This is a genomic window from Emticicia sp. TH156, from assembly GCF_002855535.1.
GTDB classification, from domain to species: Bacteria; Bacteroidota; Bacteroidia; order Cytophagales; family Spirosomataceae; genus Emticicia; species Emticicia fluvialis.
On the sequence record NZ_PKRS01000009.1, the window covers coordinates 131,246 to 148,843 of the forward strand.

A 17,598-nucleotide genomic window follows, 5' to 3' on the forward strand; every position below is an offset into this window, starting at 1 on the left:
AATTCATTAAATTTGGTGCAAATATAGCTATATCGTGGCTATAAATCTGTATCATTTTTTTTCTGTTGTTCGTTGCATGTGGTATGTATCGGTTTCATTAGTAGCAGGTTAATTGCTTTTTGCGATACGTACACTGAAAACCAAGATAGTCATACATTTCAAAAAATGCCATTTTAAGGCAGTTTTTCATCAATAAGAACTATTTTTGTCAGGAAATAAATAAAACAATCAGTTTGTATGAAAAAAATATCAGGCTACTTATGGCTGCTTATGCTCTCGTTTTCAGCTATTGCGCAAAACAAATATGCCATAATACCAAAGCCTCTGGAATTAACTCCCGTGAACGGTACATTTGTGATTGATGCCCAAACCAGAATCATTATTCCGAAGGGGGGCTCAGAGCAACGCCTTTTGGCAGAAATGCTGGCAGAGCGCTTAACAGAAGCAGGCGGGGTAAATCTGAAAATTGAAGAAGCAGATGTGCCGGATAACCTGATTCCTACCCATAAGGCTATTGTGTTTGCTCCTTTCAAAGAGCAGGTATATAACAAAATGCTGGGCAACGAAGATTATATTCTGAAAACTGATGCCAAAGGGATTATACTGGCGGGGGCATCCAGCCAGGGGGAGTTTTATGCCTTGCAAAGCCTTTTACAATTGTTGCCCCCTCAAATTTTCAGCAGCACCCTTACTAAAGATGTGAAGTGGACAGTACCCGGCTGCACCGTTTTCGACCGCCCGCGATATAAACACCGCGGAAGTATGCTGGATGTAAGCCGCCATTTCTTTCCGGCATCTTTCGTAAAGCGTTATATAGATTTACTGGCTTTGCATAAAATGAACCGTTTTCACTGGCATTTAACCGACGACCAGGGCTGGAGAATTGAGATTAAGAAGTATCCGAAACTAACCGAAATTGGTTCGAAGCGTAAAGAAAGTATGAAAGGCCACTATACCGACGGGAAGTTTGATGGTACACCTCATGGCGGTTTTTATACCCAGGAAGAGATTAAAGATGTGGTGGCCTATGCAAAAAAGAAATTCATAACCATTATTCCTGAAATTGAAATGCCCGGCCATGCATTGGCAGCATTGGCTTCATATCCTGAACTGGGCTGCACAGCAAAATCATTGAAAGGTACACCTTATGAAGTAACCGGAATATGGGGCGTGCATGATGATGTTTTCTGTCCGAGCGAAAAAACCTTTAGTTTTCTGGAAGATGTTCTGACAGAAGTAATAGCGTTGTTCCCGGGCGAATATGTACATATAGGTGGTGACGAATGCCCGAAAACTGCCTGGAAACAAAGTCAGTTTTGTCAGGACCTGATGAAGAAAGAGGGTCTGAAAGACGAGCATGAATTGCAAAGCTATTTTATTAAGCATTTTGATAAATTCCTGACAGCAAAAGGCAAGAAAATAATAGGGTGGGATGAGATTCTGGAAGGAGGGATATCGCCCAATGCTACCATTATGTCTTGGCGCGGAGTAGAAGGAGGAACGGCTGCTGCCCAGCAAAACCATGACGCCATTATGACGCCTACCGGCTTTTGTTATCTTGATTATTACCAGTCAGACCCTACAACTGAGCCGTTGGCCATTGGCGGATATTTGCCTTTAGACAAGGTTTATTCTTATGAGCCTACACCGAAGTCGCTAACACCAGAACAGGCAAAGCATATTCTGGGTGTGCAGGCTAACGTATGGACCGAATATATGCAAACACCTGAATATGTTGAGTACATGGTTTACCCCAGGGCTTGTGCCATTGCTGAAATAGGGTGGACATCGGCCCGCCTGAAAGATTATGAGGATTTCACTGCCCGATTGAAAACACATTTTGAGCGATTGAAATACCTGGGTGTTAATTATGCCAGAAGTTATTATGATATTTCGGCCTCATCGGCAATGAATGAAAAAAAGCAGGTGGTTGTAAAATTGAAATCGGCCGATAAAGAGGCAATAATCAGATATACTTTAGATAACTCTGAACCTACTGCCCAATCGCTCCAATATCAACCATCCGGAGTGGTGATTACCCAGGATGGCAGCATCAGTGCTGCGGCGTTTTCTCAAAAAGGCGAACGTCTTGGCAAGGTGCTTACCAAATATTTTTACATTAATAAAGCTACAGGGCGCAAATATACTTTGGTGAACCAACCTAAAAACTATACAGGTGGTGAAACCTACGGCCTGACAAACGGTGTAAAAGGCGAAGCGGCCAACAGTGCCACCTGGATTGGTTTTGAAGGAAAAGATCTGGATTTAACCATTGATCTGGGCCAGCCAACAACTCTGAATAAAATTTCATTTGCTTTTCTGAGAGCCAGTGCCTCATGGATTATGCTGCCAAAAGAAGCGGAAGTGTCGGTTTCCAACGACGGTAAAACATTTACCAGCTTACAGAAAATAACTATGGGAAATACTGACGAACAAAGCCGGGCGGTTCAACAAATTGGTGTAGCAGCCAATGGCAAGAAAGCCAGATACGTAAGGGTGTTTGCCAGAAACTATGGAAAACTACCCGAAAACCACCCGGGGCACGGTAATCCGGCATGGTTATTTGTTGATGAAATTGCAATTGAATAGATGTTTTTGAATAATTTTAGTGTTTTGAAACAAAAAAATGCTGAAATTTGTATTCAAGAAAGTACGAAGATGGCTCAATACTGAACCATCTTCGTAAATTATAAGACCACGTAGTTCAACGGATAGAATAGAAGTTTCCTAAACTTTAGATCCGGGTTCGATTCCCGGCGAGGTCACTTGTCAAATGAGCGAACGTCCCACAATAGAATTTTCTTAAACTTTAGATGCGGGCGGGACGCGCAGTCTTCGATTCCCGGCGAGGTCACTCTTCATAAAATAGAAGTTTTCTGAACTTTAGATTCGGGCGCGCAACGTTTGCCGGGACGCGCAGTCTTCGATTCCCGGCGAGGTCACTCTTCATAAAATAGAAGTTTTCTGAACTTTAGATGCGGGCGCGCAACGTTTGCCGGGACGCGCAGTCTTCGATTCCCGGCGAGGTCACTTGTCAAATCAATATTGCATTAAAACAAAGTGGCTAGAAGATAAATTCTCAGCCACTTTGTTTGTTTTAGACCTTCACAAATCTAAGCTAATGTTGATTCTATGTATTGTCTGAAAGTTTTTGTCTTTCTACCTAATAAGCGTTCTAAATCACCTGATTGATATTCAAATTCGCCTCCTTCAATTGCCTCTACCCAACCAGTTAAAAATTCAGCAACATTACGAGGGACTCCCTTGGAAACAATCGCCTCAATATATTCTTCTACTGTAATGGTGGTGAAAGGAACAGGTTGCGCTTTTATTTCTGCAAGTATTTTGGCAATGTCAGAAAACGAAACAGAATCACTGCCACCTAATGAATAGGTTTTGTTTTCGTGTCCCGGTGCAGACAATATTTCTGCATGCGCCTCTGCCAATTCATCTCTTGTGGCTGGTGCCATTTTCCCATGGTCTGTAGGTACTTGTATTCCATTTTCATAAGCATTGGAACCATAGTAGAACGATAAAAGGTCCAGAAAAGGCGGGTGGTATACAATAGTATAATCAAGCCCTGAAGATTTGAGTAGCTGCTCTGTAAAAAGGTCTGATTCTGTAATTCCCTGCATAACACGTCCTGAACCTTCTTTACGCATGATTGACATATACACTACGTGCTTAACACCAGCCTGGCGGGCAGCCGTAATGGCATTATAATGTTGGGTAGACCGGTCTGTGAAAGCCACCGCACTTGTAAGCATTACTTTATCAACACCTTCAAATGCACGCAGTAACGAATCATAATCAAAATAATCGCCAGAACGAACCTCTATGCCTTCGGCAGCTAAGTCTTCCAGCCCTTCTTTTTTTCGTGAGAGCCCGATAATCTGGCTTGCAGGAACTCCTTTTTTTAGCAGGTGTTCAACCGTACGTTTTCCAATTACTCCTGTTGCCCCTGTTACAAGTATTTTTGCCATAACGTAATATCTTTTTTTTAATTTAAATGATTAAGTTTGCTTTCTATTTGCAAGTGTAAAGCGAAAATATTACTTTTAATTTGCAAGTGCAAAGTTATATAATTACTTTCAATATGCAAGTGAAAAGATAGAATGTATGAAATCAAATGAAAGGCGCTCCGATTGCCCAATCAGTTTATCATTAGATATTTTCGGAGACAGATGGTCGCTCTTAATTGTAAGAGAATTAATGCTTTATGAAACCCGAACTTATGGTGATTTTACAAAGTCTGAAGAAAAAATAGCAACCAATATATTAGCGAATAGATTACAGATATTGGAGGAGAATGGGATAATCGTAAAATTGCCATATCCGGACAATAAGGTAAAAGGCCTTTATAAACTTAGCCCAAAAGGTGTTGATTTGATACCTGCTTTAATTGAAATAGCTCTTTGGGGTGATAAATATTTGTCTAGCTCTACTGAATCTTCACCTTTTTTGAAAGAAGTAAAAAAGAACAAACCGAAATTTCTGAAAAATATTATGGAGAAGCTCTGCAAGGACGATAAGGTTAATTAGCTGCGGGCTTGTTTATAAATTGCTTTGTCTATTTTCTTTAAAAGCCATTTTTGGCTCTTTTGTAAGAGAGGAATACCAACTCTGCCGCGAAAACACAATACTGTCAAAAATACGAAAGCCTTCAAAATCAGCAGTTTTGAAGGCTTTCGTGTTTTACTAAGCTGTTGTATTCAGATAATATTTTTCTGTTTGCAGCAGAAAAAAAAAACAAGCTTATTGTTGTCGCGTATATTATATTTGCGACAACAAAAATAAGCGCAATGAGAAAATTAAATTTTGCATCTCTTCAGGTTAGAGATTTAGAAGCCTCAAAAGTCTTTTACACCGACTATTTAGGGTTTGAGTTATTGGAAATGACTAATCCGGGGGCTTATGTTTTCAGATACAACAAAGGCGATGCAAGTTTTGCGATCAGAAAACCCATTGGAAATTTAGACGGAAAAGAACTGGGCGTTGGTGTGTCTCTTTGGTTTGCAATTGATGAGAAAATCGAAGCATTTCAAAGCCGACTGGCCCATAAAGGAGTAGCAATCGTAGGCACTATAAACAACACTCCTTTCGGTAAAACTCTAATAGTTACAGACCCGGACGGCTACTTTATTACGTTTTTAGAAGAAACTAAAATTATTAACAATGGCAAATAGAAAGGTAAAATACTGGGTAATTGTGGCATCAAAAGACCACGTAAAACGAGGCATTGCCGATGGAATTGCACAAGCCTGCCACGGAAAGGCTGCACCATTAAAGAGAATGAAGAAAGGAGATTTTGTAATTTATTATTCAGGCAAACAAACTTTTGGAAAACCCGATAAATGCCAGCAGTTTACAGCATTAGGAATTGTAATAGATGATGAAACCTATCAGTTTCAGGTTTCTGAAGACTTTTGTGCTGCCAGACGCAACATTGAGTTTTCTGAGTGCCAAGACACTTCAATTCTTCCTTTAATAAATGATTTAGATTTTATTCAGAACAAAAAAAGCTGGGGGTATCCGTTCAGATTTGGATTCTTTGAAATTAACCAGCATGATTTTAATCTGATTTCATCACAAATGCTTCAACATCATCATGTCTAAAGAAATTGAATTTCACTTTAAAAGTCCCAATGATAGCCCGGGTTATTTGCTAGGTCAGGTAACTATGCTTTGGCAACGGAAGCTAAAAAAGGTATTAGACCCTTTAGACCTGACGCAGACACAATTTGTGTTGTTGGCCACATTAGGGTGGCTTTCAAAAAAAAGTAAGTCGGTAACACAAATAGACATTGCCAACCAAAGTAATGCCGACAGAATGATGGTGTCGAAAGTCCTGCGTACATTAGAAGACAAGCAGTTTATAACACGGCAGGCGCATGAAACCGACACAAGGGCAAAAACAATTCGATTGACATCAGATGGTGAAGTGGTTTTGCAGAAAGCGATTATTGAGATAGAAAATGCTGATTTAGCCTTTTTTGCTCCGTTAGGTATTGAACTAGCTTCATTCAATAAAAACATGGTACAACTTATTGAAATGAATAATGAGCAAAATAAAAGCCACTAATTAGGTTTTGACGTTACCGGCGGTATGTACTTACAATGTCAAAACTTCGCACCACGCGAAGTATTCAATTTCCGGTAACGTCCCTTATCAATAACTTGTCTCATCCAGCTTCACTTTTCCTCTGAAAGTCCAGAACACAAAGCCAGTATAAGTGGCTACCAGTGGTACGCCTATCAAGGCAAATAAAAGCATTATTTTCAGAGATTTATCAGTTGAAGAACCATTATGAACCGTGATGCTATAGGCCGCGTTGATACTTGATAAAATGATGTTAGGAAATAAGCCAACCGCTACCAATACCATCAGCATGGCTGTTACAAATGCCGACGACAAGAAGGCGTACATATATTTTCGCCGTGAAATCTGTCGTGTAATATTAGCCACGGCTAAAATAGCCAGTATCGGGAACGCAAACATATAGGGTACCTCCTGATAACGATGTGCCATGTGTGGCACATAAAGCAAAGTAACAACTGAAGTAACGGCAAACATCAGCACAAAAAATATTGTAGTGTTTTTTACCAGTATAGTCAGCTTGGCATATAGCCTGTTTTCGGTTTTCATAACCAGATAAATGGCGCCATGCATCATAAACAAAGCAAGGGTAGTAAAAGCAACCAGAATGGAGTAGGGGTTAAAAAAATCGCCCAGAGTGCCTTTATAAACGTAGTTCTGGTCTAGTGGCAGGCCTTGTATAATATTACCCAATATAAGACCCAAAGAAAGAGCCAGCACAATGCTGGAAACACAATAACTGATGTCCCAAAGGTTTCTCCACCACCGCATACTTTCCTTAGACCTGAACTCTATAGATATTGCCCTGAAAATAAGCATTACAAGAAATATCATAAATGGCTCATAAAAAGCAGATAAAATAGTGGCATATACAACAGGGAAGCCCGCAAACAGGGCTCCTCCGCCAATAACCAGCCAGACCTCGTTTCCATCCCACACGGGGCCAATGGCATTGAGTGCCTTACGGCGGCTTTCTTCTTTGTTAAAAAACAAGTGCAAGGCTCCGGCGCCTAAATCAAAACCATCCAGAATGGCGTATCCGCTGAAAACCCCACCAACTACTAAAAACCACCATGTGGCCGGATTAAGTCCTAATATCGTTTCCATCTACTTTAAAATCGGGTTATCTCGTTTAGAAAATTCAGGCATCAGTTCATCGTTTTCTTCGGGGCCATGCTTTATTTTTTTATTGAGCAGATACAAAAACAAAACAAACAACAGGGCATAAACCAATGTAAATAATATAAGAGAGAACATGACCTGCTCAGCTTTTAGCGATTGCGAAAGCGCGTCTGAGGTCCGTAGTAAATTATACACTACCCAGGGTTGCCGGCCTACTTCTGCCGAATACCAACCCACCTGATTGGCTATTTGCGGTAATAAAACAGACCAGGCAAAAATATGCAGTAACCATTTATGCTGAAACAACTTGCCCCGCCACCACAGAAAAGTGGCTAATAGTGTAAGCCCAATGAGTATCATCCCAATGGTTACCATCAGATGGTAGGTCTGAAATACAAAATTAACAGCCGAAGGGCGGTCTTCTTTTTTGAAGGCATTAAGGCCTTTAACCGGTTTGTTGGTATCCTGATGTATCAGATAGCTTAATCCGGCAGGAATGCTGATGCCTGATACCTGCTGCTTTTTGTTATTTACCCACCCCGCCAGATACATATCGGCCACTGACAGAGAATCATAATGGCCTTCAAAAGCTGCCAGTTTTGCAGGTTGATTTTTGGCCACCCCGTTTGCCGAATGATGGCCCGTGAATAATTGCAATAAGGAAGCAACTGTAGCAACCACCAGTGCAATTTTAAAGCCCGGTTTGGCAATCTGCAAATGCCTGCCGCGCAAAATGTAATAAGCGTTAACACTCAACACCAGAAACGAACCAGCCAGAAATGCCCCGATGATTACGTGCGAAAGCCTGTCTATGCTTGACGGATTAAAAACCATTTCCCAAAAATTGGTTATTACGGCCCGGGCTTTCATACCTTCGCCTTCTATTCTATAGCCAGCAGGGGTTTGCTGCCATGAGTTGGCCACTACAATCCAGATAGCCGAAAACATGGAGCCTAGCGCCACCATTAAAGTGGCAAAAAAATGGACTCTCGGACTAACCCTGTTCCAGCCAAAGATAAGTATCCCCAGAAAGCCAGACTCCAGTGCAAAGGCAAAAATGCCCTCTGCTGCCAGTGCGCTCCCAAAAATATCACCCACATAACGCGAATAAACCGCCCAGTTGGTGCCAAACTCAAATTCCATTACTATGCCGGTAGCCACGCCTATGCCAAAAATAAGGGCAAATATTTTTATCCAGAACCGCGTCATGTGCTCATAAACAGGCTTGCCGGTTCTTAAATATAGGCCTTCCATAATTACCATTACAACGCCTAAGCCAATACTTAAAGGAGGATATATGTAGTGAAATGCTACAGTAAATGCAAACTGTATTCGCGAAAGTAGTTCGGTATTCATAAACCACGTGTTAGATGTAGCTAATTTCAATGCCAGATGAATAGGAACCAAGAAAAAAATACTTTATTTCTGTAAAGGAGGCCGGTAGCCCAAAAACCTCAGAATAACAGAATTTTAATGGCTTTTGATTTGTTTTAGAAGATTGTGAGGTAAGCAATGGTAATATTCAAGCTATTAATTTACCTCGCGCCATGTTCTTCTATTTTTCAACAAACCACTATTACAGCCTTAAGTATTCAGTGAAATGCGGCCATCAGCGTTATTCTAATTTGTTCTCCTTAATTTTGCAACGCAAATTTTTTTTCGCCAACGCCGGGATACACTGCCTGAAAGTGGAAATCCTGACCCCGAAATAGCCGATGACAATTCTTATAGTAGAAAAAACGGAGGATAATTTTAAACTGATAGCAGATACGCTAGCAGAATATTACCCTATGTCTACACTTAGCCATTGCCGTAGTGTTCAGGAAACACTGGCCTGGCTGGCCGTTAACGATGGTGTGAGTATTGGTTTTTTTGAGGTTGAACTGGCAGACGGACTAAGTTTTGAGGTTTTTCAGGAAATAAACCCGGGCTTCCCGGTCGTGTTTATGTCGGCTTATGACAGGTATTTGTCTCAGGCCATGCCATATCAAGCCATTGATTATCTACGAAAACCCATTGAAAAGGCAGAGTTAGTCAGGATTCTGGATAAATACGAGGCGTTCCGCAAGCATTTTGTAATGCAGGTCAGAAATAATGAAGCCCTAAGTAACAACAACGTTAACTCAGCTAAAGAAAGGCTGATTGTTAAAAAAGGGACAAATTATTATGTAATGCCTGCTATTGATATTGCCTTTATTTATACCGAGGCGCGAGTAGTTTTTTTGATTGACAAAACCGGAGAAAGATACATTGTAGAAAAAAACCTGAGCGAACTTGAATTAGAATTATCAGGCAGGCAGTTTTTCAGGGCTAACCGCAAGTTCATTGTCAGCATTGATGCGATAAAGAGCTTCAAGCCCTCATTTAAAGGCAAGATTGCCATAGAATTAATGCACTTGTCAAAAGCGGAGGTGAGTATCAGTCAGGAAAATGCTGCACAATTCAAGCGGTGGATTGAAGGATAATAAAACAAAACCAAATAAAACCAAAGAACATGAGAAGAAAACTTTACTTACTGGCTTGTCTGGCAACTAATATGGCATGGGGGCAGAATGTGCCGGCCGATAGTACCCGGGCTTTAAATGAAGTAGTGGTGTCGGCATCCAGAATTGAGGAAAGTATTTTTAAAGCCCCCGTTTCTGTTACCAAAGTTTCGGCTTTGCAACTGCAGCAGTCGCCGGGTATTGAGTTAATTTCGTCTTTGTCAAGATACAAGGGTATTGATGTAAGCCAATCGAGCTGGTTTGTAACAAGTTTAAGTACCCGTGGTTTTAACAGCTCTAAAGCCGAAAGAATTTTACAACTGGCAGATTATGTCGATTTTATGTCGCCCACGTCGTCGCTATATGGTGGAAACTGGATGGGTACGCCAGACCTGGATATTGATAACATTGAAGTAATATACGGTGCCAATTCGGCACTTTATGGTTCAGGTGCATTTAACGGAGTAATACTGATGCACTCAAAAGACCCTTTCAGGCATCAGGGTTTGGCTGCATCTATCCGTGGCGGCTCACGATCCTTAATTGACGGACAACTAAGATATGCACAAATATTTGCCAGGCGTTTTGCCTTTAAGCTCAACGCCAATTTTACACAAGGGCAAGAGTTTATGGGTAATTCAGACGCTGCCATTAAGGCCACCACAGTTGGTGGGTTGGCCGGGTCTGATGCAGCCAATAATGCCTATGGCTCACCTTTTGGCTGGAACAAGCTCAACTATTTTGGCGATGCAGGGCTAACTGTTACAGACCCCCGGTATACTCAATATAACAATAACCAGCCTTACCGCATTTACATGCCGGGCTTTAACGAGGCTGATGTTATAGGGGCAAATGACGGGAGCAAATTCCTGAACATGAAAGGCTTTCAGGCCGGGAGCATCCGTCTGAATCCGTCTTTGCATTACAAAATCAATGAAAATACACAGGCCTCTTATGAGTATCGCTGGTCGTTGGGTAATGGAATTTTTCAGAGTACCAGCCGGTTTGCGTGGCGTGAAATGCAATATGATTTACACAAGTTTGAAATAAAAAACAGCAAGTGGTTTATACGTGCTTACACTATGTTTGATTATGGCGGTAAAGCCTATGAAGTAGGGGGTGTAGCCAATGCTTTGCAGAACGTAAGGCTCACAGACCCTAAAAATGGGGTGTATCCAACCGTGTCAGGTAATTACTTTAATGCCTGGAACCAGATATTTGCTGCTGCACGTGGCAGTGGTTTTGATGGAGGGAGCCTTGCAGGTGTGTATACACCCGATATGATAAATGGTGGCGTACCCAGTGCGTTTTCAATACCATCCATTCAGGGCGGGCAGTCAATTCAGGATGCCGCCAGGCTTGCGTTTAATCTTACACAATCGCTGCAGTTAGGTGCCGGGTCTCCACTTTTTAATCAGATTACCCAAAAAGTTGCTGACGGCGTTGGCGACCTGACAATCAATGGCTCAACCATCAAAGGTGCTGCCTTCTCTAACACAGCCCGTTATACTGATTTTTCAGCACAGAGAGAATTTAAGCTGGCCACAACCAACATTGTAGTTGGCGGAGCTTACAGAACTTATTTACTGAAATCAAATGGCACTTTACTTTCTGATGGTAATTTCTCGCCTCTGTCAAAAGAAAAAAGGAATAGCATTGTCAATTGGGAATCAGGCATATACGGACAGGTACAGCAAAAACTTCTTAATGAAAAACTTACGCTCGCAGCCGCAGGCAGGATAGACTTCTTTCAGAATTTTGAAGCCAGGTTTTCTCCACGCATCTCGGCTGTTTACTCAGTTGGCAGGCATAATTTCAGAGCTAACTTTGCTACGGCTTACAGAGCCCCCGCACAGCTTGACCAGTATATTTACCTTGACTACGGTAGTATTTTGCTGATTGGTAATGTTGAAAACGGCTTCAAGGGGTTAAACTCAACAGGTACACAGCCTTTTGAAGTAAAGAAGCTGGCGCCTGAAAAAATGAATAGCTGGGAGTTGGGTTATAAAGCCTTACTTACCAAAGACTTACAACTTGACCTGAGTTATTACCGTAGTTTATATAATGGTTTTATAGGTATTGTGCGTTTTCAGGGGCGTGAAGACGGCAAAATGCCAGAGGGTAACTATCAGCAAAAAACCGGCGACTGGGCCAAAACAGCACCAGACCGTACCAGAGGCAGGTTTATTCAGACCTGGGCTAATTTCGAGAAACAGGTTACCACACAAGGCGCGTTTATTAGCCTTGATTACCGCGTAAACAACAAACTGAGTGTTTATGGTAATTATACCTGGGCAAAAATATCAGACATCAAAAACCTGATTGCCGGTTTTAATACGCCTGAGCATAAATTTAATATCGGTGCAAATGGCCTTATCACTAAAAACTTTTCCTATTCAGTTAATTATCGGCACAGCAGCGCTTATATGTACTTTATGCCTTTTGATGAGGGAGAGATTAAAGCCTTTGGAACACTTGATGCTCAGTTAAATTATTTTTTGAAAGACCTCAGCAGCACTGTTAAGCTGGGAGGTACAAATCTTACCAATGCCAATGCTATCAGTGTTTATGGCTCGGCACCTATCAGCCGCATAGTTTATCTTGGGATAGTTTGCGACCTGAATTTCAATAAAACCAAAAAGTAATCGTTGGTAGATAGAAATCTGCATAGGGGCTCTGTGCCGCTATGCAGATTTTTTTTTAACAGGCTTTTTAATTATAAAAAAACGCTCTAATTTTTGCATATTTGGTAAAATAAGGTGTAACAAATGCGAAGAATTATTGATACATTAATGATAGTTTATTGTTGCTGTGTAGCTCCTACTACACTTGCACAGTATGTGATTACACTGAAAGACACTCCGATTGATGTAAAACCAATAGGTTATTACATTGCCGATGTAAAAGACGGCAGGGTGCAAAAAAATGGTTTGGGTACTATTATTACGCCTGCTGACACCAAAGCAGGTATTACCATAGCCGGTGGCGTAAAAAATGGATTGCAAAGATTTATATCCGGAAATTTGCCAAAAAATACCGCAACAACCCCCGTTCTTTATAATCTTACTCAACTGAATTTGCATGAAACCAGAAATGCCCAGGGCGGGATTAATGGAAAAATGACACTTTCGGTTAGTTTTGAGAGAATCGGCAGGAATGATACAATAAAGCTGGTGGACTCTCATGTGTACCTGGACTACAAGCGTTCTGGTGGTGCGCCCAATATGAATAACTATGAGTCGGTTTTACGCAGGCTGGTTTTGCAGACATTGCAGTATTTTACCGACTGGCTGGAATTGAACAACGGCAAGCATGAAGCATTGGCCAGAGGTATTGAGATAACGCTCATGCCTGATTACAAGATAAATGATAAAGACACCATCTATTATGAAACCAGAAAAGTAACTTGGGACGATTTCAGAGGCAGCCCGTCAGGATTGAATAGATATGGCGCAGCTATTTTTAGCAATTTTGGGTATTTGTCGTCATTTAATGTGTCGGGAGGAATTATTCGTGCCAATATTCAGACCAGAACCTATATGGTTCGGGGGATGTCGTGGGCGAATGAAAGTGCCAGAACGACTTATGCACTGGCGCACGAACAACTGCATTTTGATATTACCAAACTGATTGTGGAGCGATTCAAGAAAAAAGTAAGTGCCATGCAGGCAGAAAGCATTGATGACCTGAACAGCATGATACAATTTGAATATCTGGAATCTTATAGAGAGATGAACAGCTTGCAGCGAGCCTATGACGACGAAACAAGGCACAGCCAGGATACCTTTAAACAAGCAGAATGGGTAGAAAAAATAAAAACATGGCTAAGTGAATTGGCCGGATAAAAGCAGAGGCCTCACCGGAACACGAGGCCTCTGCTTTTATCACCAGCCATCATCAGATGGTTTGGGTTTAGCTGCCGGTTTCTTAACCGGGGCATTGCCTGCTTTCAGATTGCCTGCTGAAGGCGCCGCAGCGCCGGTTGATGATGAGGTCACCGCGATGGTTTTGTCGACCTTAGAGAACACGCGGCTCACAATTTTCCACTCCCCATTTATTTTTAGCAGATTCAGGAAATCAACATATTTAAAATTCTCAAATTCTTCTTCGGTTACTGCGGTTCCGGCGGTTCCGGCAAAACTGTAACTTACCACATTACTCTTCCATTTTGCGCCCCCAGCTGGTACAGAGGCAATGAATTTTTTTACCGGAATCTCCGATATACGTCCGTTTGACTGGCTACGCAGATTGGCAGCAGGATGAAACGCGCGATTCAATCTGGCCGAATCGCCGGTGGCTCCACCATCCAGATAATTGTAGAGCGTTGCTTTAATCGCCTCGTCGTCGGTCTGTGCACTGGCTTCTGCTGCAAAGCCCATCACACCTATAAATGCAAGTAATAAAGTGTTAAATTTCATTTGTTTAATTGTTTAATCGCCTGTTCAAATTAACGAAAATAATATGGGAGTATTGCAAATTTTTAATTCATTAATCAAGACAAAACCTGCCTGTAAGTTTCTTTAAATCTGGCAAATTCATCTTCTAAAACGGCCATTCTTTCTTTAAAATAGGTTAAATCTCCTGTTTTAGACGGCACTTCAATTTCTTTGGTAATTTCATGAATACGCGCCAGCCCTATGGTTCCTGAGTTACCTTTCAAGGTATGCAGTTCGCTTTGAATGGTTTTTACATGGTCAGGGTAGGCTTCTTTGGTATTGCGTATCTGCTCCTGAGCCTCCTGTTCAAAATCCTCAAATACGGTCAGCAGCATTTCTTCTCCTACCATTTCTTTCAGCTGATTTACGACTTCCATATCAAACATGGGTATACCGGCAGCCACACTGAAATCTGAAGTAGCGGCAGACCCTTTAACATCTATAACAGGCTGGTTGTTTTTTGCAGTTGGTGTTCTGATGATTGGTTCTTTGGCAGACCCGCTTCTGGCCGTGGCTGCGGTTTCTTCTGTTCTGCCTTCGGTTCTTACCAGTTCGTTTACTTTTTGAACCAGAATAGCGGCTCTGATGGGCTTAGGTACGTAGTCGTCCATCCCTTCGCTCAGGAAACGTTCCCGGTCGTGCTGCATGGAGTAGGCGGTCATGGCTACTATTTTGGGTAGTGACGACCCATAGATGTCACGCATGCGGTGGGTGGTTTCTATGCCATCCATTTCCGGCATCTGAATATCCATAAAAATGAGGTCAAAGAACGGATTATCACCAAATATCTCAATGGCTTTGGCGCCGCTTTCGGCAGTTGTTACAGTACAGCCTGACTTATTGAGTATTTCTGAAGCTACCTTCCGGTTTACCTGATTGTCGTCAACCAATAGAATTTTAGGTGAATACTGACTGAAAAAGTTAGTTAGCTGAATCTCGCCTGAATCATTATCAGAAACACTCGGGCTGATGCTGGTAGAACGAACCTCAATCGTGAACCAGAAAGTGCTTCCTTGGCCTTCGCCCGAAACTACCCCCATGTCGCCTTTCATCAGGCGGCATAGCTCACGTGAAATGGCCAGGCCAAGGCCTGTTCCGCCAAATGATTTTTTGGTTGAATTATCCACCTGCTGAAAAGCCCCGAACAGTAGTTTCTGGTCTTCTTCTGATATTCCAATGCCTGAATCTTTGATTTCGCCTTTCAGGATATGAATTTTTCCGTTAGATGATACCTTAGACAGCGAAACCGTTACACTGCCATTCTCTGTAAACTTCAGTGCATTAGAAGTCAGGTTCGAGAAAATCTGTAACAATCGTGTCTGGTCAGCAATCAGGTAGTCGGGTACGTCTTCGGCTATATGATAAGTAAGTGCATTGTTTTTTTCGATAGCCCGCTGACGGAACAAGCCCACCAGTCGTTCTAATAACTCACGTATATCAAGCGGGGCATTGTGCAAGTCCATTTTGCCGGCCTCAATTTTAGACAGGTCAAGTATGTCATTCAGAATGGTCAGCAGGGTTTCTGACGATTTCTTGATGGTTTGAACATAATCTCTTTGCTCCGGATTCAGCGGCGTTTCGTACATCAGGTCAATCATTCCAATTACGCCATTCATTGGTGTACGAATCTCATGGCTCATATTGGCCAGGAAACGTTCTTTTACTTTAAGCGACCGCTCGGCTTCATCTTTGGCAACAATTAAGTCTTCGTTGGCATGTTTCAGCTCTGATATATCACGTGCTACCCCTTCTACCTCAACAGGAATACCCTTGGCATCTTTAATCATTCTGATATTGAGCATAAACTGCCGTAACTCTCCGTCTTTGCGCTTTACTACTACCTCAAAGTTGGTAATACTGCCCGACTTCAACAGCCCTTTGATATTCTTTGAGCTGTCAATGGCGTTTTCAAAGAACTTATCCACCTTGTTGCCCATTACCTCTTCAACAGAATACCCTGTGTGGGTAAGTACCGACGGTGATATCATACTAATATTTCCGGCCAGATCAGTTCGGTAATAGATATCGATGAACGACTCAATGGTATCGCGGAATTTCTGTTCACTTTTTTGCAGCCTGATGGTAGAGTTTTTCTTTTCGGTAATGTTTTGGGCAATGCCCGAAATCTCTTCTATTTGCCCGGTTGAAGACGAAAGAATGGGGTTCAGGTAAAACTCATACCAATCGTCGCCACCATCTATGTGTCCCCAGTGCATTTCAAAATTCTGAGGTTTGCCTTTAAAGGCTTCATTGTATCTTTCGCGAAGCACCGGGCGGTCTTCAGGGGCAATCAGGCGCCAGCCGATTTTCTCGGTACTTGAGTTGATTTCAGGCGGATACCCGAGGTTTTTTCTGATTAATTCTTCATAATTTTTATTGAAAGAGCTTAGCTGGCGTTTCAGGTTCACTGTCCAGATCACGTGTGAACTGCTGTCAAACACAGCATTGAGGCGAGATGTTTGCCTTAGTAAGTCTTCTTCTTTCTGTTTTCTTACCAGTGCTACTGCCACCTGGCCCGAAACAAATTCAAGCAATTCAAGGTCGCGGATGGTAAATTTATTACGGTCACTGTAAGACTGTACGCCAATTACCCCGGTAGTTTTGGTATCTACCTTTAAGGGTACACAAAGCATTACTTCAGGTTTGGAAGAACCGTATAAGGTTAACCTCTCGGTTTCTGAAAGACGTTCAATGTCTTCTTTATAAAGAAAAAGAGGCTTGTTTTGCACCATTGAATATTCAATAATGCCGTTCCCCAGTTTTCGGCGCAGGAAATTCTCGCTCGTGTCTGAATACTCATCTACAACATAAGGGTAATAGATGGTGCCGTCTTCAGGTTCAAAGAGCGCTACAAAGAAATTATTGGCCTGAATCTGTTTCTGTAACTCTACATGTACCTGTGTCAAAAAATCTTTCAGGTTCAGGGTATTCAGATTCAGCTGGGCAATGGTATAATATAATTGCTGGGCTCGTTCGGCGCGCCGGCGCAGGGTAATGTCACGAAACAGGCAGCGGAAAGCCGTAGGTACTCCGTTTTCAAACCTGCAGCTGATGTCCCCAAGCAGATACACACGTTTACCCTCTTTATTACGCATAACAGTCTGGTAATCTACCACCTGTCTTTCGGTTTTTATCTGCTGCAATGTAACCAGCATATCTTCGGCAAACTGCGGGTGAAGAATATCCTGAAGTGTAAGTCTTGAAAGCTCATCGCTGGTATAGCCTAAAACTTCTCTTGAAGCCTTGTTGACAAAAAGGAACCGCCCGTCCAGCGAAAGCAGCATGATAATCTCAGACGTATTATCAACTAAATCCTGTAGCTGGTCAATGGCATCACTGTGTTCAGCTTCTTCAAGTTTGCGTTTGAGTTTTTCAATCTCATACAACAAGTCTTCATTCGATTTTTCGGCCGTCATCTTTCTCTTAATAGGTATATTTTATGAGGTAAATCTACAAATAA

At 42.0% G+C, this 17,598-nt stretch carries 13 protein-coding genes and 1 tRNA gene; 9 read left to right on the forward strand and 5 right to left on the reverse strand.

Going from position 1 to position 17,598, the window contains the following annotated elements:
- Positions 1-237 precede the first annotated feature (237 nt).
- Both C0V77_RS17275 and C0V77_RS17280 read left to right on the forward strand, forming a co-directional pair.
- The gene (locus C0V77_RS17275; RefSeq protein ID WP_101727606.1) at positions 238-2,589 is read left to right on the forward strand and encodes a family 20 glycosylhydrolase; all 2,352 of its coding nucleotides are present in this window, start codon (positions 238-240) and stop codon (positions 2,587-2,589) included.
- Positions 2,590-2,693: 104 nt separating this feature from the next.
- Positions 2,694-2,765: transfer RNA gene (locus C0V77_RS17280), tRNA-Arg, on the forward strand.
- Between the two features lie 348 nt (positions 2,766-3,113).
- Here the strand turns inward: C0V77_RS17280 and C0V77_RS17285 are convergent.
- Positions 3,114-3,983 (reverse strand): SDR family oxidoreductase, encoded by an 870-nt coding sequence (locus C0V77_RS17285; RefSeq protein WP_101727607.1) that lies wholly within the window; start codon positions 3,981-3,983, stop codon positions 3,114-3,116.
- Between the two features lie 136 nt (positions 3,984-4,119).
- On the opposite strand from C0V77_RS17285, the gene C0V77_RS17290 reads away from it, so the two are divergent.
- From C0V77_RS17290 to C0V77_RS17305, 4 genes are all read left to right on the forward strand, one after another.
- Entirely contained in the window at positions 4,120-4,542 is a 423-nt protein-coding gene (locus C0V77_RS17290) for a helix-turn-helix domain-containing protein (protein ID WP_101727608.1), read from the forward strand.
- Positions 4,543-4,802: 260 nt separating this feature from the next.
- Entirely contained in the window at positions 4,803-5,186 is a 384-nt protein-coding gene (locus C0V77_RS17295; RefSeq protein ID WP_101727739.1) for a VOC family protein, read from the forward strand.
- Positions 5,176-5,616, forward strand: coding sequence for an EVE domain-containing protein (locus tag C0V77_RS17300; protein ID WP_101727609.1), 441 nt, complete (start codon positions 5,176-5,178; stop codon positions 5,614-5,616). Before C0V77_RS17295 ends, C0V77_RS17300 begins: the two co-directional genes overlap by 11 nt.
- On the forward strand, positions 5,609-6,082 hold the full coding sequence (locus C0V77_RS17305; protein WP_101727610.1) for a MarR family winged helix-turn-helix transcriptional regulator: 474 nt from the start codon (positions 5,609-5,611) through the stop codon (positions 6,080-6,082). The genes C0V77_RS17300 and C0V77_RS17305 overlap by 8 nt, the downstream gene beginning before the upstream one ends.
- Positions 6,083-6,169: 87 nt before the next feature.
- On the opposite strand, the gene cydB is transcribed toward C0V77_RS17305, so the two are convergent.
- Positions 6,170-7,204 (reverse strand): cytochrome d ubiquinol oxidase subunit II, encoded by a 1,035-nt coding sequence (gene cydB, locus C0V77_RS17310; RefSeq protein ID WP_101727611.1) that lies wholly within the window; start codon positions 7,202-7,204, stop codon positions 6,170-6,172.
- Complete coding sequence (locus C0V77_RS17315) at positions 7,205-8,575, reverse strand: cytochrome ubiquinol oxidase subunit I (RefSeq protein ID WP_101727612.1); 1,371 nt, start codon at positions 8,573-8,575, stop codon at positions 7,205-7,207.
- A 359-nt stretch (positions 8,576-8,934) separates the two neighbouring features.
- Between C0V77_RS17315 and C0V77_RS17320 the strand changes: the two genes are divergently transcribed.
- The 3 genes from C0V77_RS17320 (at position 8,935) to C0V77_RS17330 (ending at position 13,547) form a co-directional block, all read left to right on the forward strand.
- A complete protein-coding gene (locus C0V77_RS17320) occupies positions 8,935-9,684 on the forward strand; it encodes a LytTR family DNA-binding domain-containing protein (protein ID WP_101727613.1) in 750 nt (249 codons plus the stop codon).
- A gap of 29 nt (positions 9,685-9,713) precedes the next feature.
- Positions 9,714-12,347: a TonB-dependent receptor gene (locus C0V77_RS17325; RefSeq protein ID WP_101727614.1), complete on the forward strand. Its 2,634-nt coding sequence runs from the start codon at positions 9,714-9,716 to the stop codon at positions 12,345-12,347.
- A 123-nt stretch (positions 12,348-12,470) separates the two neighbouring features.
- Positions 12,471-13,547: a hypothetical protein gene (locus C0V77_RS17330; RefSeq protein ID WP_101727615.1), complete on the forward strand. Its 1,077-nt coding sequence runs from the start codon at positions 12,471-12,473 to the stop codon at positions 13,545-13,547.
- Between the two features lie 39 nt (positions 13,548-13,586).
- Here the strand turns inward: C0V77_RS17330 and C0V77_RS17335 are convergent, their stop codons facing one another.
- Positions 13,587-14,120, reverse strand: a complete 534-nt coding sequence (locus C0V77_RS17335) for a nuclear transport factor 2 family protein (RefSeq protein ID WP_101727616.1) — start codon at positions 14,118-14,120, stop codon at positions 13,587-13,589.
- Between the two features lie 74 nt (positions 14,121-14,194).
- Entirely contained in the window at positions 14,195-17,554 is a 3,360-nt protein-coding gene (locus C0V77_RS17340) for a PAS domain S-box protein (RefSeq protein WP_101727617.1), read from the reverse strand.
- Positions 17,555-17,598: the final 44 nt, after the last annotated feature.

What these genes read in the sequence shown, in the direction of transcription:
- C0V77_RS17295 (WP_101727739.1), top strand. Translation starts at nt 4,803, where the DNA reads ATGAGAAAATTAAATTTTGCATCTCTTCAGGTTAGAGATTTAGAAGCC.
- C0V77_RS17320 (WP_101727613.1), top strand. Translation starts at nt 8,935, where the DNA reads ATGACAATTCTTATAGTAGAAAAAACGGAGGATAATTTTAAACTGATA.
- C0V77_RS17290 (WP_101727608.1), top strand. Translation starts at nt 4,120, where the DNA reads ATGAAATCAAATGAAAGGCGCTCCGATTGCCCAATCAGTTTATCATTA.
- C0V77_RS17305 (WP_101727610.1), top strand. Translation starts at nt 5,609, where the DNA reads ATGTCTAAAGAAATTGAATTTCACTTTAAAAGTCCCAATGATAGCCCG.
- C0V77_RS17285 (WP_101727607.1), bottom strand. Translation starts at nt 3,983, where the DNA reads ATGGCAAAAATACTTGTAACAGGGGCAACAGGAGTAATTGGAAAACGT.
- C0V77_RS17335 (WP_101727616.1), bottom strand. Translation starts at nt 14,120, where the DNA reads ATGAAATTTAACACTTTATTACTTGCATTTATAGGTGTGATGGGCTTT.
- C0V77_RS17300 (WP_101727609.1), top strand. Translation starts at nt 5,176, where the DNA reads ATGGCAAATAGAAAGGTAAAATACTGGGTAATTGTGGCATCAAAAGAC.
- C0V77_RS17340 (WP_101727617.1), bottom strand. Translation starts at nt 17,554, where the DNA reads ATGACGGCCGAAAAATCGAATGAAGACTTGTTGTATGAGATTGAAAAA.
- C0V77_RS17275 (WP_101727606.1), top strand. Translation starts at nt 238, where the DNA reads ATGAAAAAAATATCAGGCTACTTATGGCTGCTTATGCTCTCGTTTTCA.
- cydB (WP_101727611.1), bottom strand. Translation starts at nt 7,204, where the DNA reads ATGGAAACGATATTAGGACTTAATCCGGCCACATGGTGGTTTTTAGTA.
- C0V77_RS17330 (WP_101727615.1), top strand. Translation starts at nt 12,471, where the DNA reads ATGCGAAGAATTATTGATACATTAATGATAGTTTATTGTTGCTGTGTA.
- C0V77_RS17325 (WP_101727614.1), top strand. Translation starts at nt 9,714, where the DNA reads ATGAGAAGAAAACTTTACTTACTGGCTTGTCTGGCAACTAATATGGCA.
- C0V77_RS17315 (WP_101727612.1), bottom strand. Translation starts at nt 8,575, where the DNA reads ATGAATACCGAACTACTTTCGCGAATACAGTTTGCATTTACTGTAGCA.